The following is a 22,814-nucleotide window of genomic DNA, read 5'->3' on the forward strand; positions in this document are numbered from 1 at the left end:
GAGATGATTCTTGTAGTCACTCTGTTTAATGCAGTAACCTGCCGTCGTGCCCGCACGGTGCGGCGCGTTCAGGACAGGTGGGATCGATGACCGAGGCCTTCGTCTACGAGGCGGTGAGGACGCCGCGCGGTCGCGTGCGGCGCGACGGCGGAACGCTCGCCGGCGTGCCCGCCCACGAGCTGCTCGCCCAGCTGCTGCGCGAGCTCGAGCGACGCGACCTGCCGCTCGACGCCGTCGAGGACGTCGTCATCGGCGTCAGCACGGCCCACGGCGAACAGGCCGCCGACCTGGGTCGCGTCGCAGTCATGGCCGCCGGGTGGCCGGACGCGATCCCCGCCGGCGTCGTGTCGCGGATGTGCTGCTCGGGCCTGGACGCGATCGCCACGGCCTCGGCCCAGGTGCGGTCCGGGATGCTCGACGTGGTGGTGGCCGGTGGCGCCGAGTCGATGTCGCGTGTGCCGATGATGAGCGACAAGCCGGCGTTCGCCTTCGATCCCGGCATCGGTGGGACGACCGGCTTCGTGACGATCGGAGTGTCCGCGGACCTGACCGCCGCCAAGCACGGCTTCTCCCGCGAGGAGCTGGACGCCTGGGCCGTCCGCTCGCACCGGCGCTCCGCCGCCGCCACGTGGGACTCCGTCGTGCCCGTGACCCAGGGCGGCGAGACCGTCCTGGCGCAGGACGAGGGCGCCCGCGCCGACACGACCCCCGAGTCCCTCGCGGGCCTCGCCCCGCTGTTCGGCGACGACCCGCTCTGGTCGCGCGTCGAGGAGCGGTTCCCCGGCTTCGAGCGACCGGCGCAGGGACTGCACACCGTCGGCACCGCCCCGCAGCTGTGCGACGGTGCCTCGGCGTCCGTCATCGGCTCCGCCGCCGCCGAGCACGTCCTCGGTCGCGCCCCGCGCGGCCGCATCGCGGGCTGGGCGCACACCGCCGTCCGCTCGCCCGGTCTGGACGGCACCGTCGCCGCGGCCCGGCTGGCGCTGGAGCGGGCCGGCATCGACATCTCCGACGTCGCCGTCGCGGAGTTCAACGAGTCCTTCTCGGTCACGCCGCTGCTGCTGACCCGTGAGCTGCGCCTCGACCCCGAGCGCGTCAACATCCAAGGTGGCGCCGTCTCCGTGGGCCACCCGCTGGCCGCCAGCGGCGGCATCCTGCTGGCGAACGCCCTGGACCTGCTGGAGCGTCGCGGCGGGGGATACGCCCTGCTCGTCATCCCCGCGGCCCTCGGCGTCTCGATGGCCGTCGTCGTCGAAGGACTGGCGTCATGACCTACCGCGTCGTCCAGTGGGCGACCGGTGCCATGGGGACGGCGATCCTGCGGACGATGCTGGACCACCCGGGTGTCGAGGTGGTCGGGACGTACGTCTACGGCGCCGCCAAGGCCGGCCGTGACGTCGGCGACCTCGCCCGCCGGGACGCGACCGGCGTGCTGGCGACCTCGGACATCGACGAGATCCTCGCCCTCGACGCCGACGTGGTCGTCCATGCCGGCCGCATCGGCCCGTACGGCGCCCACGACGACGAGATCGTCGCCCTGCTCGAGTCGGGCAAGAACGTGCTCAGCATCAACGGCTACACCGATCCGTTCGTCCACCCGGGCCCGCGGCTGGACCGGCTCCGGGCCGCGGCCGAGCGTGGCGGCGTCACCCTCATGGGGGTCGGGCTCAATCCTGGGTTCATCGGTGAGCAGGTCGCCGTCCTCGCCACGGGCGTGTGCGCCTCGGTCGACCACATCGAGGTCGTCGAGATGGCCGACGCCCGCCTGGTGCAGGACCCCGAGTACCTGTTCGGCGCCCTCGGCTTCGGTGCGGCGCTGGACGAGCACGACCCGAACGATCCCTCCTGGGACCCGGTCGGCGCGCTGAACGGCATGTACGAGGAGGTCCTCGGAGCGATGGCGCACCACCTCGGCCTGACGATCGACGAGGTCATCAGCGACCACGTGTGCCATCCGGCCGGGTCCGACCTCACGGTCGCCGCCGGCGTGATCCCGCAGGGGACCGTCGGGCACACGAACTGGCGCTGGCACGCGATGGTCGACGGCACCCCCCGGCTGACGATGTCGATCCACTGGTTCGTCGAGACCGCGCACCTGCCCGAGCCCGAGCCGCCGCTGTGGCGGGTCAACATCACGGGGCACCCCGGCGTGAAGATCGCGATGGAGCTCGAGAAGCACCCCGCCGACCGCAGCCGCATGGGCGCCGAGCAGTACGCCGTGGCGGGGCAGGTCATCAACGCCGTGCCGCACGTGGTCGCCGCTGAGCCGGGTCTGATGATCCGGCCCGTCGCGACGCCGGCGCGGGCCGACTACGCGACGTTCCGGCCGCGCTGAAGCCCGCTGAAAGAGCTGTTTTCTCAACCCTTCCGTAGCAACTCTGATAAGTGTAGTGTGATGAACGACGCGTGAGTGCGCGTCAGAGAGGTGGATCATGACCAAGTCGCCGAACGTCTGGGTGCTCGGTGGGTACCAGACCGATTTCGCTCGCAACTTCCATCGCGAGGGCAAGGACTTCGCCGATCTCGCGACCGAGGTCGTCGACGGCACGCTGGCCGCCTCCGGGCTCGACGCCGAGGAGATCGGCGTCGTCCACGTCGGCAATGCCTTCGGCCAGCTCTTCGCCGGCCAGGGCCAGCTCGGCGCGTTGCCCGCGACCGTCAACCCCGGCCTGTGGGGCACCCCCTCCTCCCGCCACGAGGCCGCCTGCGCCTCGGGCAGCATCGCGGTCCTGGCGGCGATGGCCGACCTGCGCGCCGGCAACTACGACACCGCGCTCGTCGTCGGCATCGAGCTGGAGAAGACCGTCAGCGGCGACCAGGCGGCCCACCACCTCGGTGCCGCGGCCTGGGCCGGGCACGAGGGTGAGGACGCCACGTTCATGTGGCCCTACATGTTCAGCCAGGTCGCCGAGGAGTACGACCGCCGCTACGGCATCGACCAGGCGCACCTGAGCCGGATCGCCGAGATCAACTTCGCCAACGCGAAGCTCAACCCCAACGCGCAGACCCGCGGCTGGGACGTGCCCGACCTCGGTCCGGCCGGCGACCCCGCCCTCAACCCGCCGGTCGACGGCCGCGTCCGCCGCTTCGACTGCAGTCAGATCACCGACGGCGGCTCCGGCATCGTGCTGGTGTCCGACGAGTTCCTGGTCCGCCACCCCGACCTGCGCCCCATGGCGCGCATCGCGGGCTGGGGCCACCAGACCGTCGGCCTGGGCCTGCAGCAGAAGCTGGACCACTCGGCGGACCAGCCCTACGTCATGCCGCACCTGCGCCGCGCCGTCCTCGACGCGTTCGACCGTGCGCAGATCGGGCTCGACGACCTCGACGCGCTCGAGACGCACGACTGCTTCACGCCCAGCGAGTACATCGCGATCGACCACATCGGCCTCACCGAGCCCGGCGAGTCGTGGAAGGCGATCGAGAACGGCGACATCGAGATCGGCGGTCGCCTGCCCATCAACCCCAGCGGCGGCCTGATCGGCGGCGGACACCCCGTCGGCGCCTCCGGCATCCGGATGGTGCTGGACGCGACCAAGCAGGTCACCGGCACCGCCGGCGGCTACCAGGTCGACGGCGCCGACACCGTGGGCACGCTCAACTTCGGCGGCAGCACCGCCACCACCGTCAGCTTCGTCGTGACGGCCAACTGACCTTCTGACTTCATACGTACGAGAGGAACCTTCATGGATCTGGAACTGGTGGGCAAGCTGCTGTCGACGCTGCCCGAGGACGACGACCACCCCTACCGCACCGGCCCCTGGCGCCCGCAGACCAACGAGTGGGTCGCCGACGACCTGGAAGTCGTCGAGGGTCAGATCCCCGCCGACCTCGACGGCGTCTACCTGCGCAACACCGAGAACCCGATGCACCCGTCGCTGAAGAACTACCACCCGTTCGACGGTGACGGCATGATCCACGTCGTCGGCTTCCGCGACGGCAAGGCGTTCTACCGCAACCGGATGATCCGCACCGACGGCTACCTCGCCGAGCAGGAGGCCGGGCAGTCGCTGTGGGCCGGCCTGGCCGAGCGACCCCAGATCGCGTTGCGTGAGGACGGCTGGGGCGCCCGTCGGCAGATGAAGGATGCGTCCAGCACCGACGTGGTCGTGCACCGGGGCGTGGCGCTGAGCACGTTCTACCAGTGCGGCGACATGTACCGGATCGACCCGTTCTCGGCCCAGACGCTGGGCAAGGAGAGCTGGAACGGACACTTCCCGTTCGACTGGGGCGTCTCGGCGCACCCGAAGGTCGACGACCGGACCGGCGAGATGATGTTCTTCAACTACAGCAAGGAGGCGCCGTACATGAAGTACGGCGTCGTCGACGACAAGAACGACCTCGTCCACTACGTCGACATCCCGCTGCCGGGCCCGCGTCTGCCGCACGACATGGCGTTCACGGAGAACTACGCGATCCTCAACGACATGCCGCTGTTCTGGGACCCGGAGGCGCTCAAGCAGAACGCCCACGTGGCCCGCTGGCACCGCGACATGCCGGCCCGGTTCGCGGTCATCCCGCGCCGTGGTCAGACCAAGGACATCATGTGGTTCGAGGCCGAGTCGACCTACGTCCTGCACTTCACCAACGCCTACGAGGAGGGTGACGAGGTCGTGCTGGAGGGCTACTTCCAGACCGACCCCGAGCCGTCCGACAACGGCACCGGCACGAAGTGGGAGCGGGCGTTCCGCTTCCTGGCGCAGGACCGGATGGAGACCCGCCTGCACCGGTGGCGCTTCAACCTCAAGACCGGCCTGACGAAGGAGGAGCGCCTCACCGACACGGTGTCCGAGTTCGGCATGATCAACGGCTCGTACGGTGGCGTGAAGCACCGCTACTCCTACTCGGCCACGAACAAGCCGGGCTGGTTCCTGTTCAACGGTCTGGTCAAGCACGACTCGTGGACCGGCGCGGAGGAGACGTTCTCCTTCGGTGACGGCGTCTACGGCAGTGAGACCGCGATGGCGCCGCGCGTGGGCTCGACGTCCGAGGACGACGGCTACCTGGTCACGTTGATCTCGGACATGAACGCCGATGCGTCCTACGCCGTGGTGTTCGACGCCGCGCGGCTCTCGGACGGGCCCGTCTGCAAGCTCAAGCTGCCCGAGCGCATCTCCAGCGGGACGCACTCGACGTGGTGTGCCGGCGAGGAGCTGCGCCGCTGGCAGACGGAGGACTCCGCGGCGACCGCCGTCGGCCTCTGAGACGATTGAAGAGCGAAGCCCGCCATTCCTGCGAGAGGATGGCGGGCTTCGTCTTTCCCCGGGGCCGGCCCCGGACCTCCCCGCAGCCCGAGATCTGCTCCCCTTCCGACCTTTCGTCCGGGTTGAAAGGTGGATTCAGGAGCAAATCTCGGGACGGGGGGAGGGAGTCAGCGCGGCTGCAGCGTTCGCGCGGCGAAGCGCTCGCCGGCCGCGCGGTACTCGGTCTCCAGGCGGTCGACGACGGTGGCGACGGGCTCGACGGCGCGGATGGTCTGCAGGCCCTGGCCGGCGGCCCACAGGTCCTTCCAGCGTGCTCCCGCGCCGGCGGTCGAGTCGTAGTCGCGCTCGGCCGGACCGACCATGGCGTCCGGGTCGTAACCGTTCGCGATGAGGCTCGGTCGCAGCCACGACGCGGGGGTGCCGGTGACGCCCGAGCTGACGATCAGGTCGTCCGGGCCGTGGTCGACGACCATCTGCTTGTACTCGTCCTGGGCCATGCTCTCCTCGGTGACGAGGAACCGCGTGCCCATGTAGACCAGGTCGGCGCCCGCGGCGATCGCACCGGCGATGCCGGCTCCGTCGGTCACGCCGCCGCCGACGGTGACGATGCCGTCGAACATCTCGCGCACGGCGGAGATGAACGCGAAGGGCGACAGGTGGCCGGTGTGGCCGCCGGCGCCGGCCGAGACGCAGGCCAGCCCGTCGACGCCCGCGTCGATCGCCTTGCGCGCGAGCTTGAGGTTCACGACGTCGGCGATGACGGTGCCGCCGTAGGACTTCACGACCTCCATGACCGGCAGCGGGGAGCCCAGCGCCGTGATCACGATGTCGGGCTGGTGCTCGGCCACGAGGGCGAGGTCCTCGGGCAGGCGTGCATTGCTGCGGTGGGTCACGAGGTTCAGCGCCCAGGGAGCGGCGTCGGGCGAGCCGGCGAGGCGGTCGCGGATCGTGCCCATCCAGGTGTCGAGCTCCTCGGCGGTCCGGCAGTTCGGGCTGGGGAAGGAGCCCACGACGCCGGCCTCGCAGGCCGCGACGACGAGGTCGGGGCCGGAGATCAGGAACATGGGCGCCGCCACGACGGGCAGCCGGAGGCGGTCGAGCAGGGTGTCGGTCATCGAGGTCACTTCTCTTGCGGGTGGGGGATCTGGTCCCGGGACAGTGGGGGGAATCGTGGGGGACGGCGTTCGAGGAGGCTGGCGAGGCCCTCGCGGAAGTCGGCCGAGCCCAGGACGTCGTCGAGGGTCGCGTCCACCGACTCGGTGGCGTCGCGGACCCGATCGAGCCACGGCGCCACGAGATGTGCCTTGATGGTGGCCAACGATGACGGCGCGCACGTGGCCGCGAGCTCCGCAGCGAGGTCCAGGGCGCGCTCGAGGGGGGCGTCGCTGATCTCATTGACGACACCGAGCCGGTGCGCCTCGACGCCGTCGAAGGTCCGCGCGGTCAGCAGCAGGTCGGCCGCGACGGACTCGCCGGCCGCGCGGGCCAGCAGGGGCCCCATGCCGTGCATGGGCGGCAGTGCGCGGCGCGCGAAGGCGGTGGTGAAGCGGGTGTCCGGTGCCGTGATTCGCAGGTCGCACATCAGTGCCTGCGCGAGACCCACGCCGGCGCACATGCCCGAGATCGCGGCGATGACCGGTTTGGGCACCGTGAGCGTGAACCACTCCGGCTGTTCGATGGTGGCCATCTCGGGGTTGGTGGTCGCGGTGTCGCTGTAGACCTGCAGGGCCTGGGTGTCGGCGCCGGGGCAGAAGGTGCCGCCGGCTCCCGTGACCACGATGGCTCGCACGTCCGGATCGGCCGTGAGCTCCTCGAGTGCGCCGAAGTAGGCCCGCTGGAGGGGCACGGTCCAGGCATTGCGCCGGTGCGGCCGGTTCAAGGTGATGGTGCCGGTCCCGGGTCGGTCGCGCGTCAGCACGATCACGTCCTGCTCTTCACTCATCGCCCCTCCTCGATTCGTGTGGCTGTTCTTATCTGACCTTACATGGAATATGGGGCGGTAAGTCCAGTCATAGGTCGAAAAAGGTCACTTCCTATCTAGTAGTTTTACCGAATCTCAACTAGAATTCCGGCCATGGAACTGTTCGATGAGCACCAGCGCCGGGAGTTCGAGGCGCAGGGGTGGTGGACCGGTCGGACCTGGTCCGCCCTGGTGGCGCGGGCCGTGACGGCCACTCCCGACGCCGTGGCCGTGGCTGACCCGATCAACCGAGCAGCCGTCATGTCGGGGGAGCCCCGGACCCTCACCTGGACGCAGCTCGATGCCGAGGTCCGCCGGATCGCCGCCGCGCTGTACGGACTGGGTGTGCGCCGTGGGGACGTGGTCGGGGTCCAGCTGCCCAACGTCGTCGAGCTGCCGCTGACGCTCCTCGCGGTGGCGCGGCTCGGAGCGATCACGTGCCCCTTCCCGATCCAGTACCGCAGCCACGAGCTGGTCCGCATGTGCGAGCTGGCCGGGGTCGAGGTCTTCGTCTCGACGACCTCGGCGCTCGGCCGCGACCTGGCGGCCGACGCGGCGGAATTCCGCGCCGACGTCCCCGGGCTGCGTGCCGTCGCCGCCTACGGGCAGCCGGAGCAGGACGCGCGTCTCGCGTCGCTGACCCGGGCCGACGACGACGTGCGCGCCGAGGCCGACGCCTACGCGGCCGGCCTGGAGTTGGGCTCGGGCGACGCCGTGACCATCGTCTGGACGTCCGGCACCGAGGGCTTCCCCAAGGGCGTGCCCCGTGCGTACGGCGACTGGGAGGTCCTGGGGACCGCGTGCGTGCAGTCGCCGCGGCTGGTCGCCGACGACGTGCTGCTGAACCCGTTCCCCATGGTCAACGGCGGCGGGCTCGCCGGGATGTTCGTGCCGTGGCTGCTCACCGGGTGCACCCTCGTGCAGCACCACCCCTTCGACCTCGACCTGTTCTGCGAGCAGATCGAGCTCCACCGCGTCACGTACACGTGCGCTCCGCCGCCCGTGCTCAACGCCGTCGTCTCGGGCGCCGGCCCCGATCGTGACCTGTCGTCCCTGCGGGTGGTCTCGTCCGGATCGGCCCCGTTGGCCGGCTGGATGATCGACGCCTGGGAGAACGGACGCGGGGTCGAGGTGCTCAACCTGTTCGGCTCGAACGAGGGCGGGATGCTCTTCGCCGAGCCCGAGACGGTGCCCGACCCGGCCCAGCGCGGACGCCTGTTCCCGCGCTACGGCCGCGAGGGACTGGCCTACCGCACCGACGTGGCCGCGGCGATGTCCGCACGCCTGGTCGACCTGGCAGACGGCTCCGAGATCGACACTCCGGGGCGCCCGGGCGAGCTGCGGCTCAAGGGCCCGGCGATCTTCTCGGGCTACCTCGGCCGGGGCCGTGAGGGCTTCGACGAGGACGGCTGGTTCTGCACCGGCGACGTCTTCGAGATCAGCGCCGAGAACGAGGACCTGCTGGTCCACGTCGATCGCGCCAAGGACCTGATCATCCGCGGTGGCTACAAGATCTCCGCCGCCGAGATCGAGGCCATCGTCACGTCCGACCCGCGGATCTCCGAGGCCGCGGCCGTCGCCGTGCCGGATCCGGACCTGGGCGAGCGACTGTGTCTGTTCGTCGTCCCGTCCGGGGACGAGCCGATCGGCCTCGACGAGGTCGTCTCGATCGTCCGCGCCGCGGACGTCGCGAAGTTCAAATGGCCGGAGCGACTCGAGGTCGTCAGCGCGCTGCCGCGCAATCCGGTGGGCAAGGTGCTCAAGCGTCAGCTGCGTGACCGGCTGAGCGCAACCACGACAGGAGCCAACTGATGGAACCACTGCGTCTGCGACAGGTCGTCCTCATCACGGACGACCTTCCCGCCGCCCGGGACGAGGCGATCGCCGCCTTCGGATTCCCCGGCAGCGTCCGTGACGAGGAGGGGATGGCCGCGCTGGGCTTCGTCCACGAGGTGTTCAGCTTCGCCGACACGTTCGTGGAGATCGTCGCCCCGATCTCGGCGGACTCGCCGCACGGGCGGCTGGTGGCCAAGAACGGCCCGAGCGGCTTCATGATCGCCACGCAGGTCCTCGACCTGGCCCTGGTCGTCGAGCGCGCCGCTGAGCACGGGCTCGAGCCGCTGATGCACCAGGAGTACGACGGCCACATGATCTCGCAGTGGCACCCCAAGCAGCTGGGCACGCTGGCCGAGATCGACCAGGTCGATCCCTTCGAGAGCTGGCACTTCGCCCCGCAGATCTTCGCGCAGTCCGCCACCGACGTGGCGGTCGACATCGTGGGCGCCACCCTGGCCGTCCCGGACCCGGCCGCGGTGGCCTCGACGTGGGGTGCGCTGACCGGCGCGTCCGTCGACGAGGGCCACACCGTCCAGATGGGCCCGGAGTCACTGTCGTTGGTGGCCTCCGGCGACGGCCCGCGCGGGCTGGTCGCGGTCGACGTGCTCGCGGCCGACCCGCACGAGGCCGGCCGGGTCGTCGAGCTGTGCGGCGTCCCCTTCCGTTTCGTCTCCGCCGACACCCAGGAGCAGTCATGACCAGCCCTCACGTCCACTACGAGGTCGCCGACGGCATCGCGACCATCACGATCGACCGCCCGGAGAAGCGCAACGCGCTGAACTACGCGATGTACGACGCGATTCGCGACCACACGGCCGAGGCCGACGCGGACCCCGGCGTGCGGGCGATCATCCTGACGGGCGTGCCGGGACAGTTCTGTGCCGGCACCGACCTGACCGAGCTGCGCGACGTCGAGCCGGGCACGAAGCCCGAGGACCGCGAGGGCCACACCGACGGTCGCCACTGGTACTTCTGGGAGTCGTCGACGCCGGTCATCGTGGCCGTCGATGGTCCGGCGGCCGGCCTCGGCGTCGAGCTGTCGACCCAGGCGGACTTCCGCATCGCGTCCACCCGCGCGAGGTTCTCGTGGATCTTCGTGCAGCGCGGCCTCATCCCCGACACCGGCGCCGGCACGTGGCTGCTGCCGGACCTCGTCGGGCCCCAGCAGGCCAAGCGGCTGGTGTTCTCGGGCGAGTTCATCGACGCCCATGAGGCGCAGCGGATCGGCTTCGTCATGGACGTCGTCGAGCCGGAGGACCTGCTGGCGGCCGCCCGCGAGCTGGCGGCGAAGATCTCGACGGGCTCACCGTTCGCGATCTCGCGCGCCAAGTCGCTGCTCAACTGGTCGTCGTCGCGCACCCGGGACGAGCACCTGCACCATCACATCGAGGCACTGACCCAGTGCCAGCTGTCGGACGACCACAAGGAGGGCGTGGCCGCGTTCCTGGAGCGTCGTCCCGCCGTCTTCACGGGTCGCTGAGCACGGGTCGCTGAGTCACCGACGACGGGTGCTGCTCGTCAGCGGAGCCGTTGCACGATCTCGCGCGTGTCCTCGTCGACCGTCACTGTCGCCAGTGCGCCGTTGACGAGCGGCAGGTGCGGCGGCACGTGTCCGATCTCCAGGTCGAACACGATGGGCAGGTCGAGGCGGCCGAGGGCGTCGATGACCGCGTCACGTTGGGTGAACCCGTCCGAGTCGGGTGCGTTCGTCCGGCCGATGAGGATCGCCTTCGCGTGCTCGAACCATCCGGCGAGGCGCAGGCCGTGGAGGTTCCGGCAGATGGTCGCCGCGTCGTCGCCGGCCGCCTCGAGGTAGACGATGAGGCCGTCGGCGGCATGCTCGCGACCGAACGCCGCCACATCGCCGTACGGGGTGCCGGCCAGGTTGGCCGTGGTCTCGACGCACCCGCCGATGAGCCGGCCGGTGACGTCCACGACGTCGGCACCGTGAACCGTCCACCGGCCGTCGCCGACCAGCTTCCAGCGCGTCGCCCTCGCGTCCTCCTCGAACCGCCACCAGTCGGCGACGAGGCCGGAGTCGTGCTGACGATGCGGGCCGGGCCCAGCGGCGAGGTCCCGCCAGCTCATCAGGGCGTCCGGCACGTCGTAGGGCGTGTCGGCGAGGTTGTCGCCATGGATCGTCGCCCAGCCCAGGCGCGTGGTGAGCGGCAGCAGGAGAGTCGACAGGTCGGAGTACCCCACCAGCCACGTCGGCTCGGCGTCGGCGAGGGCGTTCCAGTCGAGCAGGTCCACGAGATCGATCGCCGTCTCGCCGCCCCAGGGCGGGATCACGCACCGGATGTCCGGGTCGCAGAGCATGGCGGTCAGCTCACGGGCCCGCAGCGCGGCCGGGCCCGACGTGATCGCGGTCCCGTCCATCATGTCGCCCACCACGACGTCATAGCCGGCCTCGCGCAGCCAGTCGACGCTGAAGTCGATGCGGTCGGCGCCCGGCCCCGCCGCCCCGGCCGACGGGGAGGTGACACCGATGCGGTCACCGCGCTGCAGCGGAGCGGGGAATCGAACCATGTCCCGCATCGTGCCAGCCCGACCGCGGCCGGCACCAGCTCACAGCTCGGGGATCGGCCCCTCGAACCGGATGTTGGTGCGGTTCAGCACGCCGTTGCACGCGTTGCACGTGAACTGCGGCACGAACTCGTTCTCGCACGGGATGTGCACGAGGTTCAGCCCGGAGCGGCCGTCCTGGGTGAGCCAGCGCTGGGCCCACCCGTTGATCGTCGTGGTGACGTCGAAGAAGTCCAGGGCCTTCGAGGTGAGCCGGTACTCCTGACGCTTGCCGCCGGCGATGTCCTCGCGCGACATCATCCCGGCCTCGACGAACAGGTGCAGGCGCTGCGTGAGCGTCACCGGGGAGATGCCCAGGTTCTCCTGGAAGTCGTTGAACCGGCGCGTGCCGGTGAAGGCGTCCGAGAGCAGGAAGGTCGACCACCGGTCGCCCAGGACGCCGGTGGCGTCGATCGGGGTCGTCATGGTGGGGGAGCGCCGCGAGCGGCGCTGGACGCTGTCGAGCAGGAGCCGGTCGTCCACCGTGCCGCGCACGTCGCGGGCGCCGACGCCGATGGCCCCGCAGGCGCCACAGCCGAACACCGGCCGGACGTGGTGACCGCAGTCGAGGTGGCGCAACCGGGTCTGGGCGTCGCGGTGGTGGTGTCCCGCCCAGCGTCGGTCCCACACCCACATGGCGACGAGGACCTGCCACAGGTCCAGTCCCGCCTCGGTGAGCACGTACTCACGCCGGGGCGGGTTCGTCTGGTACTCGCGGGCCTCGAGGATGCCCTCGTCGACGAGCGAGTTGAGGCGGCGCGACAGCACCGGATCGGAGATGGACAGGGCGTTGCGCAGGTCCTGGAAACGGCGCTTGCCGTTGAAGACCCACATGACGATCCGCAGCGTCCACATGTCGCCGAGCAGGATCAGGGCGCGCCCCAGCGGCGATGCGCCGTTCTCGTCCGTGATCGCGGCAGTCATGCAGACCCCTTTCGACATCGTAGTTTTGGCTCGTTAGCAACAGTGAGCGTTGAACCGAAGATAGTCAAGGACGCGCCGGGAAGCCCTCGCTTGGGTTTGACAGGTAACTACGGTAAATGTAGTAACTGAGTCAATTCGAGTGGGAGGACGTTCATGAGACTGCACACGCCCGAGCGGGTGGCCGAGTACGAGGCGCTGGGGGTCTGGGGAGTCCCGGTCTGGCCGGAGCGCGTCCGCCGCCACGTCGATCAGGCGCCGCAGCGTACCGCGCTGGTCGACGCCCCGAACCTCGAGCAGCTGATGGGGCTGGCCCCGCAGCGACTCGACTGGGCGGGCGTCCAGGGGCGCGCGACCGACCTCGCGGCGGTGCTGGTCGCCTCCGGCGTCCGCCCCGGGGATGTCGTGGGCCTGCAGCTGCCGAACTGCGCCGACCTCGCCGTCTCCTACGTCGCGCTCTCGACGATCGGCGCGATCGCCACGCCGTTCCCGATGCAGTACCGCGAGTACGAGCTGACCCAGATGTGCGAGCTCGCGGATGCCCGAGCCTTCATCGGAACCGCCGAGTTCCAGGGGGCAGGTCTGGACAAGCGCCTCGACGCCCTGGCGGCGATCGACGCGATCGCCACCGTCTTCACGTTCGGCCCGCGCGCTGTCGGGGACCACGTCGACCTGACGGCCGCGCTGGCCGGCCCCGTCGACCGTGCACCGCTGGCCACGGTGGCCGTCGACCTCGATCCCAACGACGCGGTGACGATCTGCTGGACCTCGGGCACGGAGGCGACGCCCAAGGGCGTGCCGCGCTGCGCCAACGACTGGGAGCCGATGGGCTTGACGAGCGTCGACGCGATGGGTCTCACCGGCCAGGACGTGATCCTCAATCCCTTCCCGATGGTCAACATGGCCGGCATCGGCGGCATGCTCGTGCCGTGGCTGCTGACCGGCGCCACGTTGGTCCTGCACCACCCGTTCGACGCACCGGTCTTCTTCGAGCAGATCCGGGCCGAGCAGGTCACGTACACGGTCGTGCCGCCGGCCCTGCTGGTCCGCGCTCTCGACCTGCCCTTCATGACGCCCGAGGGGATGGCCAGCCTGCGCCACATCGGCTCGGGATCGGCCCCGTTGCCGCCCTCGATGATCCGGGCGTACCGCGAGCGTTTCGGGATCGACATCGTCAACTGCTTCGGGTCGAACGAGGGACTGAACCTCGTGGGCGACCCGGAGACCGTGCCCGATCCGGAGCTGCGGTCCCGCCTGTTCGCGCGGTTCGGTTCGCCGGACCACACGTGGGCCAACCGCGGGCCCCGCGGCTACCGGACGATGCTGGTCGACCCGCACAGCGGCACCGAGATCACCGCCGAGGGCGAGCCGGGCGAGCTGCTGGTCCGCGGCCCCGGGGTGATCGCCGGCTACCTGGCCGGGACGACGACGTCCGACCCGTTCACCGAGGACGGCTTCTACCGCAGTGGCGACCTGTTCATGTACGTCGCGGACGCGGACGGCGACCTGCGCTACCTGCAGTACGTCGACCGGGCCAAGGACATGATCGTGCGCGGCGGGATGAACATCTCGCCGGCTGAGCTCGAGAGCCTCATCGCCGAGCATGCGGACGTCGCGGAGGTCGCGGTCGTCGGCGTCCCGGATCCGGAGCTGGGGGAGCGGACCCGAGCCGTGGTCGTCCCGCACCCCGGGGCGACGGTGACCCTCGAAGGGCTCCTGGCTCATCTGCGGGACCGGCACATCGCCAGCTACAAGCTGCCCGAGAGCCTGGTGGTGGTCGACGAGCTGCCGCGCAACCCCGTCGGCAAGGTGCTCAAGCGCACGTTGCGGCGCACTGACGCCACCTGATCCACGGGATGTACGCAAGCGGCGCACCGGCCTCCGGTGCGCCGCTTGCTTGCGTCTCGGGCGGTGTCTGACACATCAATGAGAAAAGACACTTCAAAACACAGAGTTTCTCTTGACCCGCGCCTTTTCGTACCGTTATAAAGACACATGTACCCGGGGCAAGTGACTCCCGTCACAACACAGCCGGTACTCTCGTCATCACGTACTTCGCTAGTGAAAGGCTCCTGATGCTTCAGGTTTCGGACGTTTTACTCCGCTTCGGCGGGGTGACTGCGCTCGACCGGGTGGGATTCGAGGTCGCCGACGGTGAGATCTGCGGACTCATCGGGCCGAACGGGGCGGGCAAGACCTCCCTGTTCAACTGCGTCACCCGCGTCTACCAGCCCGACGAGGGCACGATCCGCTACGGCGAGGTCGACCTGCTCGGGCTGCGTCGTCACCAGGTCATCCGCGCGGGCGTCGCGCGCACGTTCCAGAACCTGGCCCTGTGGCCGGAGCTGACCGTGCTCCAGAACACCGTCCTGGGCGCCCACGGCACGGTCACGCCGCACCTGCTGCCGTCCCTCGTGGGCTGGCCGGGCTCGCGCCGCACGACCAAGAAGGTCGAGGCGGACGCCTGGCGCCTGCTGGAGCGTCTGGATCTCACCGATCTGGCGCACGAGCGTGCGTCGGGCCTGCCGTTCGGCACGCTCAAGCGCGTCGAGCTGGCCCGCGCCCTCATCAGCCGCCCGTCGCTGCTGCTCCTCGACGAGCCGGCCGGCGGACTGACCCACTCCGAGGTCGCCGAGCTCGGCGACCTGATCCGCTCCCTGCGCGACGAGCTGGGCTTCAGTGTGCTGCTCGTCGAGCACCACATGGGCCTGGTCATGGGGGTCTGCGACCACGTCGTCGCGATGGACTTCGGCCGGACGATCGCCGACGGTCTCCCCGCCGACGTCCAGCGTCACCCCGAAGTCATCGCCGCCTACCTGGGGAGGTCCGCATGACCGCGCTGCTGGAGGCCACCGACCTCACCGCCGGATACGGCGGAGCCACCGTGCTGCGTGGCGTCTCGGTGCACGTCGAGCCCGGTGAGGTCGTCGTCGTGCTCGGCGCCAACGGCGCGGGCAAGTCGACCCTGCTCAGCGTGCTTTCGGGCCAGCTGCCCTTCCAGGGCCGGCTCGCCATCGACGGGAACGACGTCAGCTCGGCACGTCCCGACACCCTGCTCGGCAAGGGCGTGAGCCTCGTGCCGCAGGGCCGGGGCACCTTGTCGGCCATGTCCGTGCTGGACAACCTGCGCGTCGGCGCGGTGTCGCGTCGCGACCGGGCCGGGATCGAGGAGGACATCGACCGATGGTTCACCGTCTTCCCGCGCTTGGCCGAACGGCGTGACCAGATCTCGGGGACGCTGTCCGGCGGCGAGCAGCAGATGCTCGCCATCGCCCGCGCTCTCATGAGCCGCCCCCGGCTGCTGATGTGCGACGAGGTCAGCCTCGGGTTGGCGCCCGTCATCGTCCAGGGACTGTTCGAGACCCTGCGCGACATCAACCGCGAGTCGGGCACCGCCCTGCTGCTCGTGGAGCAGAACGCCGAGCTCGCGCTGGAGATCGCTTCGCGCGTCTACCTGCTGGAGGTGGGCGAGGTCACGACCAGCGGGTCGGCCGAGGCGTTCAGCGCCGACGACAGCATCCGCGCCGCCTACTTGGGCTACTGAGGAGCATTCATGGAGATTCTGCTTTCCCGCGTGTTCGCGGGTGCGACCTCGGGGTCGATCTACGTCCTGATCGCCCTGTGCCTGGTCATCGTCTTTCGCAGTTCGTCGACGATCAACTTCGCCCAGGGCGAGTTCGCCCTGTTCACCACGTACGTCACCTGGTGGCTCACCGAGCGCGGCCTGAACGTGTGGGTCGCGATCATCCCCGCCATCTTCGTCGGCTTCCTGATGGGCGCCGCCGCCGAGCGGTGGTTGATCCGTCCGGTGCGCAAACGAGACGAGACAGCCGTGCTGATCGTCGCTCTGGCCCTGTTCACCGGACTCAACGGCCTCGACGGCTGGATCTGGGGTTCGGACGACAAGGTGTTCCCGCGCATGCTGCCCAGCGGTGAGTCCGACTTCATCTCGATCGCCGGCGCGCGGCTGTACTACGACTCGATCGGGATCTGGGCGATCACCGCCGCGATCGTGGGCGGGCTCGTGCTGTTCTTCAAGTTCACGAGCGTGGGCCTGCAGATGCGGGCCGTCGCCACCAACCCGAAGTCGGCGGCGCTCAGCGGCGTCAAGGTCGGCCGGGTCCTGACCCTCTCGTGGGGTCTGTCCAGTGCCATCGGCGCCCTGGCCGGCGCCCTGCTCATCCCGATGGTCCCGCCGGGCCAGCTGGGCCTGAACGGCATGTTCAACGTCCTGATCTTCGCCACGGCCGCGGCCCTGCTCGGCGGTCTGGACAGCATCAAGGGCGCCGTCGTCGGCGGCCTGGGTCTGGGCATCGGCCTGGCGCTGGTCAACGGCTACGTGACCTTCCTCGGCGGAGGCATGTCCCTGACGGTCGCCCTGGTCGTGATCGTCGTCATCTTGCTGGTTCGCCCCACCGGTCTGTTCGGGGCCCGACGTCTGGAGCGCGTGTGAGTTCCCCAACTGTCCTCGAGCGCGGATCGCGCCTGCACCGAGGCCTCGTGGCCGGCGGTGTCGTGGCGACCGTCCTCGGCGTGCTGTGGCTCAGCGGCCTGGCACCCTTCGAAATGGGTCAGGTCACCCGTGTCCTGATCTACGCGACCGCGATCGCCGGCCTCAACCTGGCCACCGGCTACGTGGGCCTGCTGTCGGTCGGCCACTCGGCCTTCTTCGGCATCGGCGCCTACACGACCGGCATCCTCGTCGTGAAGAACGACTGGGAGGGGTGGGCGACCATCCCGGTGGCCTTCGCCATCTGCCTGGTCGTCGGACTGCTGGTCGGCCTGCCCGCCCTGCGCATCCGCGGTCTCTACCTGGCGATGGTGACGCTGGCCTTCGCCGTGGCCTTCCCGGAGATGGTCGCCCACTTCGAGGACCTGACCGGCGGCGCGAGCGGCATGACCATCCCGCGCCAGGGCCTGCGGCCCCCGGAGTGGACCGGACTGGGTCTGGGCGAGAAGCACGTCTGGCTCTTCTGGCTCTCGATCATCGTCCTGGTGGTCACGCTGTACCTGACCTGGTGCCTCACGCGCAGCCGCTACGGCCTCGCGATGTCCGCGGTGCGCCAGAACGAGGTCGCCGCGTCGGCCTCCGGGGTGAACATCGCGCTGGTCAAGACCGCCAGCTTCGGTCTGTCGGGCGCCGTCACCGGTGCAGCGGGTTCGCTGTTCGCGATCTACATGGGCAGCCTCTACGCCGAGGGGTCCTTCACCCTGCTGGCCGGCATCACCTTGCTGATCGGGCTGGTGATCGGTGGCGAGCGGACCGTGCTCGGCGCGGTCGCCGGTGCGTTGGCCGTCGTGTACGTCCCCTACTACACCTCCGACATCGGCGGCGGACAGGCCTCGGCCGTGCTGTTCGCCGTGGTCCTCCTGTTCGTCATCTTCGTGGCACCGGCCGGCATCGTCGGCACGATCGCCACCGTGCTTCGGCGCCGCGTCGTCGTCCGGGACAAGCGCCCGGACATCACCGACGGCCTCGCGCCGGCCGCGGCGGAGGCTTCGCCGCATCCCGAGCACCTGCTCGACAGCATCACCACCCCCACAGAAAGGTCCTCATCATGACCGCATCCACCTCCATGCGCTGGCTCCGCCGCGCCTCGGTGATCCCGGCGGCCGCCCTGGCGAGCCTCGCGCTCGTCGCGTGCGGTTCGAGCAGTGACGACGGCGACAGCGATGCCTCGAAGGGCTTCGCCCTGAACCTCGACGACTGCGAAGACCCCGACGCGGTCACGAAGAAGATCACGGACGACATCGTGGTGGGCTACAGCGCCGCGCTCTCGGGCCCGGTCGCCGGCCCCGTCGAGCTCGCGCTCGCCGGGTACAACGCGCGCCTCAAGCGGACCAACGACGAGGGCGGCATCAACGGCGTCCAGATCAAGGTCGAGTACAAGGACGACGCGTTCGCCCCGGACAAGGCGAAGGCCAACGCGACCGAGTTCCTGCAGAAGGACAAGGTCGACCTGATCACGACCTTCGGCGCCGGTCAGATCGCGGCGTTCGTCGACGACCAGAACGCCGCCTGCGTCCCGATGCTGTACCCCAGCTCCAGCGACAACCGCTTCACGGACATGGAGGCGTACCCCTGGACCCTGCAGTTCCTGCCGTCGTCCCAGCTGGAGACGAAGTTCCTGGTCGACTACATCACGTCGAACGTCGATGACGCGAAGGTCGGCATCGCCGAGAACGCGACCGCCAGTGGCAAGGCGATGTCCGATGCGTTCAAGGACTCGGCGAAGGACGCCGGCATCAAGCCCGTCGCCGCCATCGAGGACACCGATCCCAACGCCGCGGCGACCACCCTCAAGGAGTCCGGCGCGAACGTCGTCTACCACGCGGGTGTCGTCGGCAGCTGCGGCGTGTTCGACACGGCCCGCGCCCGGGCCAACTTCACGCCCGAGCTGGTCGTGAAGGCCAGCAACTGCGTCAACGCTCCGGAGTACATCGCCGCCGGCAAGGCCGCCGACGGTGTCGTCATCGCGAAGTACCTCAAGGATCCAGCCGATCCCGACCTGGCGTCGGATGCGGGCGTCAAGACGTACCTCGCCGACCTCAAGGGCGCCGCTGACCCGAACAACGCCGTCACGGTCAGTGGCTGGATGCAGGCCGATCTGCTGGTGAACACCCTCCAGCAGGCCGCCGACTCCGACCTCGGCCTGACGCGTGAGTCCATCATGCTGGCCGCGCGCGACCAGGACTACGCGTCCGCGATGCTGCTCGACGGCATCAGCTGGAAGAGCTCGGCCGAGCGCTCCGGCGGCGTGAGCGGCTTCGCCCCCGTGGCGTGGTCCACCGCTGAGCAGCGCTTCGTCTCCGCCGGCGACGTGCTGTCGGTCGACTGACCACTTCCACACCCCGAGCCGGTGTCCCGGGAAACCCCGGGACACCGGCTCGTCCCATTTTCCCGACCAGATTTCTCCGAGCAGAGGATTCGACGATGACCGATATCAAGGCCGAGGTGGGCGGCGTGCTCACCCACGTGGCATGCGAGGCGGGCGCGCACGTGACCCAGGGCGCGAACCTGTTCTTCATCGAGTCGATGAAGATGGAGATCCCCGCCGCGGCACCCCGCGACGGAGAGATCGAGCGGGTGCTCGTGCGTGCGGGCGACGCCATCTCCGAGGGCCAGGTCCTGGCCGTGTTGGTGGACGCCTGATGACGGCGGGCGATGCCGGCTGGCGTCCCGAGGTCGAGGAGCTGCGCCGTCGCGAGGAGCTCGCCCGGCGGATGGGCGGGACCGAGAAGGTCGCCCGCCAGCACTCCATCGGCAAGCTGACGGTCCGCGAGCGGATCGACTCCCTGCTCGATGACGGGTCGTTCCGCGAGGTCGGGACCACGACGGGGCGGGGGACCTATGAGAACGGCGAGCTGGTCGACCTGCTGCCGACGAACGTGGTCATCGGCCGCGGCCGGATCGACGACCGCCCGGTCGTCGTCGGCGGTGACGACTTCACGGTGCGCGGCGGCGCGTCGGACGCGTTCATCATCAAGAAGCAGGTCCACGCCGAGCAGATGGCCCACGAGCTGCGGTTGCCGCTCGTGCGGATGGTCGACGGGACCGGCGGCGGCGGCAGCATCCGCAGCCTCATCGAGATGGGCCGCACCTACGTGCCGGCCCTGCCGGGCTGGGACGTGATCGTCGGCAACCTCTCGACCGTCCCGGTCGTGGCCCTGGCGCTGGGACCGTGCGCCGGCTTCGGCGCCGCCCGCGTCACCGCGAGCCACTACGCCGTGATGGTGCGCGGCATGAGCCAGGTGTTCACCGCCGGGCCGCCGGTCGTCGCCGCGATCGGCCAGAACGTCACGAAGGAGGAGCTCGGCGGCGCGGACGTGCACGGCACCAACGGCACGATCGACGACGTGGTCGACTCCGAGGAGGAGGCCTTCGCCCGCGCCCGACGCTTCCTTTCCTACCTGCCCTCCTCGGTCCACGAGGTCAGTGCGCGGGTCGAGCCGACCGACGACCCCGAGCGCGCCGAGGACTGGCTGGTCGACGCCGTCCCGCGCAACCCGCGCCAGGTGTACAAGGTCCGCGAGATCCTCGAGGCGGTCGTCGACACCGGCTCCTTCATGGAGATCGGCCGGGGCCACGGCAAGGCCGCCGTCACGGGCTTCGCCCGCCTCGACGGCTGGCCCGTCGCGATCTTGGCCAACGACCCCTACGTCTACGGCGGCAGCTGGGGGGCCGCCGCGGCGCGGAAGGTCGAGCGCTTCGTCGACCTCGCCCACACGTTCCACCTGCCGGTCGTGAACTTCGTCGACAACCCCGGCGTCCTGATCGGCACCGGTCCGGAGCAGGAGGGCGCGATCCGCGCCGGCGTGCGGACGATCTCCGCGATCTACCAGGCCGACGTGCCCTGGTGCTCGGTCGTGCTGCGCAAGGTCTTCGGTGTCGGCGGTGCGGGCCACTCGAACCACACCAAGATGCAGTACCGCTTCGCGTGGCCGTCGGCGGACTGGGGCTCCCTGCCGTCGGCCGGCGGCATCGAGGCCGCGTACCGTGCCGAGCTCGAGCTGCTGGAGGATCCGCAGGCCCGCGTGGCCGAGCTGCAGGAGCAGCTGACGCAGATCAGCACGCCGTTCCGCACCGCGGAGCAGTTCGACATCGAGCAGATCATCGACCCGCGCGAGACGCGCTCCCTGCTGTGCGACTTCGCCCGGCTCGCGGCACCCCTGCGGACCGCGGGTCCGACGTTGCGGGGGATGCGGCCGTGACGGGCGTGGAGCGGTTCGACGAGGACGAGGTCGTCCTGCCCCGGTGGATCCGGCGGCTGGCCCGGACCGATCCGGATCGTCCGTTCCTGCGCGACGTGAGCGGCGCCCGGGCGACCTTGGCCGAGTTCGACCGTGACGTGCAGACGTGGAGCGACGCGCTGCGCTCCTGCGCCGTGGGTCGGGGTAGTCACGTGGTCACGATGCTCGAGTCCTCCGTTCCGAGCTTCGCGGCGTGGATGGGCATCGCGTGGACCGGTGCCGTCGAGGTGCCGATCAACGTCGACCTGTTCGGTCGAGTGCTGGAGCACCAGCTCGCAGTCGCGCAGCCGCGGGTCATGGTCATCGCGGCGCGCTCGCTGGAGCACGTCGTCGCGGCCGCCGCGGATCTGACCGGCCTCGAGCGCATCGTCGTGGTCGGAGAGCTCCCCGAGGTGCCTGCCTCGTGGCGCAGCCGCGTGGTCGAGGTCGAGGAGTTCCTGCGGACTGCCGCGCCGGCCGACGCCGCGCCGTGGGAGGGTCCGGCCCGTCACGACATCGCGTCGATCATGTACACGTCGGGGACCACGGGACCGTCCAAGGGCGTCCTGATGCCGTGGGCGCAGCTGCACGCGGCAGCGCACGTGACGGCGCGCATGGTCGCGCGCGGACCGGTGCCGCACAAGGTCCTCTACGTCAACGGACCGCCGAACCACGTGCAGGCCAAGGGTGCCGTCGCCGCGATGGCGCTGGTCGGCGGCGAGGTGCTGCTGCGCCACACGTTCAGCACGCACAACTTCTGGGCGGAGATCGCCGAGCACGGCGTGACCGACACGTCCCTGGTGGGTGCGATGGCGGCGTTCCTGATGGCCCAGCCCGGGTCGCCCCGGGACGAGGAAACGACGCTGAGCAACGTGCTGATGGCGCCGCTCGGGCCGACGGCGGCGGAGTTCTCCGAGCGCTTCGGCGTGCAGGCGTGGAGTGCGTACAACATGACCGAGATCAGCGTGCCGACCGTGCTGGACGACTGGGAGCCCGGCGTGGAGCCCAGTTGCGGACGGCTGCGCGAGGGCTATCCGCACTACGAGGCCCGCGTGGTGGACGAGCACGACCAGGAGGTGGCCGCCGGGGAGGTCGGCGAGCTGATCGTGCGCACCGGGGTCCCGTGGACGCTCAACGCCGGGTACCTCGACATGCCGGAGGCCACGGCCGACGCCTGGCGCAACGGCTGGTTCCACACCGGCGACGCGTTCAGGCAGGACGAGAACGGCTACTTCCACTTCGTCGATCGGCTCAAGGACACGATCCGCCGGCGCGGCGAGAACATCTCGTCCTTCGAGGTCGAGGCGGAGGTGACGGCACACGAAGGTGTCGCCGAGTGCGCCGCGATCGCCGTGCCGTCGGAGTTCGCCGAGGACGAGATCAAGGTCGTCGTGGTCGCCCGGGACGGTCAGAGCCCCACCGCCACCGAGCTGGTCGAGTTCCTGGCCACGCGCGTCCCGCGCCACATGGTGCCGCGCTACGTCGAGTTCGTCGACGCCCTGCCCAAGACGCCGACCCTGCGCGTGCAGAAGGCGCTGCTGTCGCGGTCGGTCGCGGCGCAGGACGGCGTCTGGGACGCGACGGCCTCGCGCTGAGCG

At 70.2% G+C, this 22,814-nt stretch carries 20 protein-coding genes; 16 read left to right on the top strand and 4 right to left on the bottom strand.

The features are described from left to right. Positions 1–86: 86 nt before the first annotated feature. The 4 genes from GL325_RS14280 to GL325_RS14295 all read left to right on the top strand — a co-directional run bounded on the left by GL325_RS14280 (position 87) and on the right by GL325_RS14295 (position 5,204). Positions 87–1,271: an acetyl-CoA C-acyltransferase gene (locus GL325_RS14280; RefSeq protein WP_187769944.1), complete on the top strand. Its 1,185-nt coding sequence runs from the start codon at positions 87–89 to the stop codon at positions 1,269–1,271. After that, positions 1,268–2,335, top strand: a complete 1,068-nt coding sequence (locus tag GL325_RS14285) for a hypothetical protein (RefSeq protein WP_187769945.1) — start codon at positions 1,268–1,270, stop codon at positions 2,333–2,335. Before GL325_RS14280 ends, GL325_RS14285 begins: the two co-directional genes overlap by 4 nt. A gap of 97 nt (positions 2,336–2,432) precedes the next feature. After that, positions 2,433–3,653, top strand: a complete 1,221-nt coding sequence (locus GL325_RS14290) for an acetyl-CoA acetyltransferase (protein ID WP_154595780.1) — start codon at positions 2,433–2,435, stop codon at positions 3,651–3,653. Between the two features lie 33 nt (positions 3,654–3,686). Beyond that, complete coding sequence (locus tag GL325_RS14295; RefSeq protein ID WP_187769946.1) at positions 3,687–5,204, top strand: carotenoid oxygenase family protein; 1,518 nt, start codon at positions 3,687–3,689, stop codon at positions 5,202–5,204. 167 nt (positions 5,205–5,371) lie between these two features. On the opposite strand, the gene GL325_RS14300 is transcribed toward GL325_RS14295, so the two are convergent. Both GL325_RS14300 and GL325_RS14305 read right to left on the bottom strand, forming a co-directional pair. Beyond that, positions 5,372–6,319 carry a nitronate monooxygenase family protein gene (locus GL325_RS14300; RefSeq protein ID WP_187769947.1) on the bottom strand — a complete coding sequence of 316 codons (948 nt, stop codon included), beginning with the start codon at positions 6,317–6,319 and terminating at the stop codon, positions 5,372–5,374. Positions 6,320–6,324: 5 nt separating this feature from the next. Continuing rightward, positions 6,325–7,146 carry an enoyl-CoA hydratase-related protein gene (locus tag GL325_RS14305; RefSeq protein ID WP_187769948.1) on the bottom strand — a complete coding sequence of 274 codons (822 nt, stop codon included), beginning with the start codon at positions 7,144–7,146 and terminating at the stop codon, positions 6,325–6,327. A 132-nt stretch (positions 7,147–7,278) separates the two neighbouring features. Between GL325_RS14305 and GL325_RS14310 the strand changes: the two genes are divergently transcribed. Genes GL325_RS14310 through GL325_RS14320 form a run of 3 tightly spaced genes read left to right on the top strand, consistent with a single transcriptional unit; the run spans position 7,279 to position 10,480 of the window. Continuing rightward, entirely contained in the window at positions 7,279–8,976 is a 1,698-nt protein-coding gene (locus tag GL325_RS14310; protein WP_187769949.1) for a class I adenylate-forming enzyme family protein, read from the top strand. Beyond that, positions 8,976–9,698 (top strand): VOC family protein, encoded by a 723-nt coding sequence (locus tag GL325_RS14315; RefSeq protein WP_187769950.1) that lies wholly within the window; start codon positions 8,976–8,978, stop codon positions 9,696–9,698. Before GL325_RS14310 ends, GL325_RS14315 begins: the two co-directional genes overlap by 1 nt. Then, on the top strand, positions 9,695–10,480 hold the full coding sequence (locus GL325_RS14320; protein WP_187769951.1) for an enoyl-CoA hydratase/isomerase family protein: 786 nt from the start codon (positions 9,695–9,697) through the stop codon (positions 10,478–10,480). The genes GL325_RS14315 and GL325_RS14320 overlap by 4 nt, the downstream gene beginning before the upstream one ends. Before the next feature lie 38 nt (positions 10,481–10,518). Here GL325_RS14320 and GL325_RS14325 read toward each other — a convergent pair whose 3' ends face one another. Both GL325_RS14325 and GL325_RS14330 read right to left on the bottom strand, forming a co-directional pair. Next, positions 10,519–11,529, bottom strand: coding sequence for a S66 peptidase family protein (locus GL325_RS14325; RefSeq protein ID WP_187769952.1), 1,011 nt, complete (start codon positions 11,527–11,529; stop codon positions 10,519–10,521). A gap of 39 nt (positions 11,530–11,568) precedes the next feature. Beyond that, positions 11,569–12,489 carry a helix-turn-helix domain-containing protein gene (locus GL325_RS14330; protein ID WP_187769953.1) on the bottom strand — a complete coding sequence of 307 codons (921 nt, stop codon included), beginning with the start codon at positions 12,487–12,489 and terminating at the stop codon, positions 11,569–11,571. Positions 12,490–12,642: 153 nt separating this feature from the next. On the opposite strand from GL325_RS14330, the gene GL325_RS14335 reads away from it, so the two are divergent. The 9 genes from GL325_RS14335 to GL325_RS14375 all read left to right on the top strand — a co-directional run bounded on the left by GL325_RS14335 (position 12,643) and on the right by GL325_RS14375 (position 22,811). Continuing rightward, positions 12,643–14,334: a class I adenylate-forming enzyme family protein gene (locus GL325_RS14335; protein WP_187769954.1), complete on the top strand. Its 1,692-nt coding sequence runs from the start codon at positions 12,643–12,645 to the stop codon at positions 14,332–14,334. A 266-nt stretch (positions 14,335–14,600) separates the two neighbouring features. After that, a complete protein-coding gene (locus GL325_RS14340) occupies positions 14,601–15,320 on the top strand; it encodes an ABC transporter ATP-binding protein (RefSeq protein ID WP_255956227.1) in 720 nt (239 codons plus the stop codon). After that, complete coding sequence (locus tag GL325_RS14345) at positions 15,317–16,030, top strand: ABC transporter ATP-binding protein (RefSeq protein ID WP_187769956.1); 714 nt, start codon at positions 15,317–15,319, stop codon at positions 16,028–16,030. Before GL325_RS14340 ends, GL325_RS14345 begins: the two co-directional genes overlap by 4 nt. Positions 16,031–16,039: 9 nt before the next feature. Continuing rightward, on the top strand, positions 16,040–16,939 hold the full coding sequence (locus GL325_RS14350; RefSeq protein ID WP_187769957.1) for a branched-chain amino acid ABC transporter permease: 900 nt from the start codon (positions 16,040–16,042) through the stop codon (positions 16,937–16,939). Further along, positions 16,936–18,048 (top strand): branched-chain amino acid ABC transporter permease, encoded by a 1,113-nt coding sequence (locus tag GL325_RS14355; RefSeq protein ID WP_187769958.1) that lies wholly within the window; start codon positions 16,936–16,938, stop codon positions 18,046–18,048. Before GL325_RS14350 ends, GL325_RS14355 begins: the two co-directional genes overlap by 4 nt. Continuing rightward, entirely contained in the window at positions 18,045–19,325 is a 1,281-nt protein-coding gene (locus tag GL325_RS14360; protein WP_187769959.1) for an ABC transporter substrate-binding protein, read from the top strand. Before GL325_RS14355 ends, GL325_RS14360 begins: the two co-directional genes overlap by 4 nt. A gap of 95 nt (positions 19,326–19,420) precedes the next feature. Then, positions 19,421–19,639, top strand: a complete 219-nt coding sequence (locus GL325_RS14365; RefSeq protein WP_187769960.1) for an acetyl-CoA carboxylase biotin carboxyl carrier protein subunit — start codon at positions 19,421–19,423, stop codon at positions 19,637–19,639. Further along, positions 19,639–21,198: an acyl-CoA carboxylase subunit beta gene (locus GL325_RS14370; protein ID WP_187769961.1), complete on the top strand. Its 1,560-nt coding sequence runs from the start codon at positions 19,639–19,641 to the stop codon at positions 21,196–21,198. The genes GL325_RS14365 and GL325_RS14370 overlap by 1 nt, the downstream gene beginning before the upstream one ends. Beyond that, positions 21,195–22,811: an AMP-binding protein gene (locus GL325_RS14375; protein ID WP_187769962.1), complete on the top strand. Its 1,617-nt coding sequence runs from the start codon at positions 21,195–21,197 to the stop codon at positions 22,809–22,811. The genes GL325_RS14370 and GL325_RS14375 overlap by 4 nt, the downstream gene beginning before the upstream one ends. Positions 22,812–22,814: the final 3 nt, after the last annotated feature.

The organism is Aeromicrobium sp. 636 (assembly GCF_024433585.1).
GTDB lineage: Bacteria > Actinomycetota > Actinomycetes > Propionibacteriales > Nocardioidaceae > Aeromicrobium > Aeromicrobium senzhongii.

Bases quoted from the DNA above. Each gene is read 5' to 3' on its own strand.
- GL325_RS14350 (WP_187769957.1), top strand. From the start codon at position 16,040: ATGGAGATTCTGCTTTCCCGCGTGTTCGCGGGTGCGACCTCGGGGTCG.
- GL325_RS14295 (WP_187769946.1), top strand. From the start codon at position 3,687: ATGGATCTGGAACTGGTGGGCAAGCTGCTGTCGACGCTGCCCGAGGAC.
- GL325_RS14280 (WP_187769944.1), top strand. From the start codon at position 87: ATGACCGAGGCCTTCGTCTACGAGGCGGTGAGGACGCCGCGCGGTCGC.
- GL325_RS14365 (WP_187769960.1), top strand. From the start codon at position 19,421: ATGACCGATATCAAGGCCGAGGTGGGCGGCGTGCTCACCCACGTGGCA.
- GL325_RS14325 (WP_187769952.1), bottom strand. From the start codon at position 11,529: ATGGTTCGATTCCCCGCTCCGCTGCAGCGCGGTGACCGCATCGGTGTC.
- GL325_RS14345 (WP_187769956.1), top strand. From the start codon at position 15,317: ATGACCGCGCTGCTGGAGGCCACCGACCTCACCGCCGGATACGGCGGA.
- GL325_RS14310 (WP_187769949.1), top strand. From the start codon at position 7,279: ATGGAACTGTTCGATGAGCACCAGCGCCGGGAGTTCGAGGCGCAGGGG.
- GL325_RS14335 (WP_187769954.1), top strand. From the start codon at position 12,643: ATGAGACTGCACACGCCCGAGCGGGTGGCCGAGTACGAGGCGCTGGGG.
- GL325_RS14285 (WP_187769945.1), top strand. From the start codon at position 1,268: ATGACCTACCGCGTCGTCCAGTGGGCGACCGGTGCCATGGGGACGGCG.
- GL325_RS14360 (WP_187769959.1), top strand. From the start codon at position 18,045: ATGACCGCATCCACCTCCATGCGCTGGCTCCGCCGCGCCTCGGTGATC.
- GL325_RS14330 (WP_187769953.1), bottom strand. From the start codon at position 12,489: ATGACTGCCGCGATCACGGACGAGAACGGCGCATCGCCGCTGGGGCGC.
- GL325_RS14370 (WP_187769961.1), top strand. From the start codon at position 19,639: ATGACGGCGGGCGATGCCGGCTGGCGTCCCGAGGTCGAGGAGCTGCGC.
- GL325_RS14300 (WP_187769947.1), bottom strand. From the start codon at position 6,319: ATGACCGACACCCTGCTCGACCGCCTCCGGCTGCCCGTCGTGGCGGCG.
- GL325_RS14315 (WP_187769950.1), top strand. From the start codon at position 8,976: ATGGAACCACTGCGTCTGCGACAGGTCGTCCTCATCACGGACGACCTT.
- GL325_RS14320 (WP_187769951.1), top strand. From the start codon at position 9,695: ATGACCAGCCCTCACGTCCACTACGAGGTCGCCGACGGCATCGCGACC.
- GL325_RS14305 (WP_187769948.1), bottom strand. From the start codon at position 7,146: ATGAGTGAAGAGCAGGACGTGATCGTGCTGACGCGCGACCGACCCGGG.
- GL325_RS14290 (WP_154595780.1), top strand. From the start codon at position 2,433: ATGACCAAGTCGCCGAACGTCTGGGTGCTCGGTGGGTACCAGACCGAT.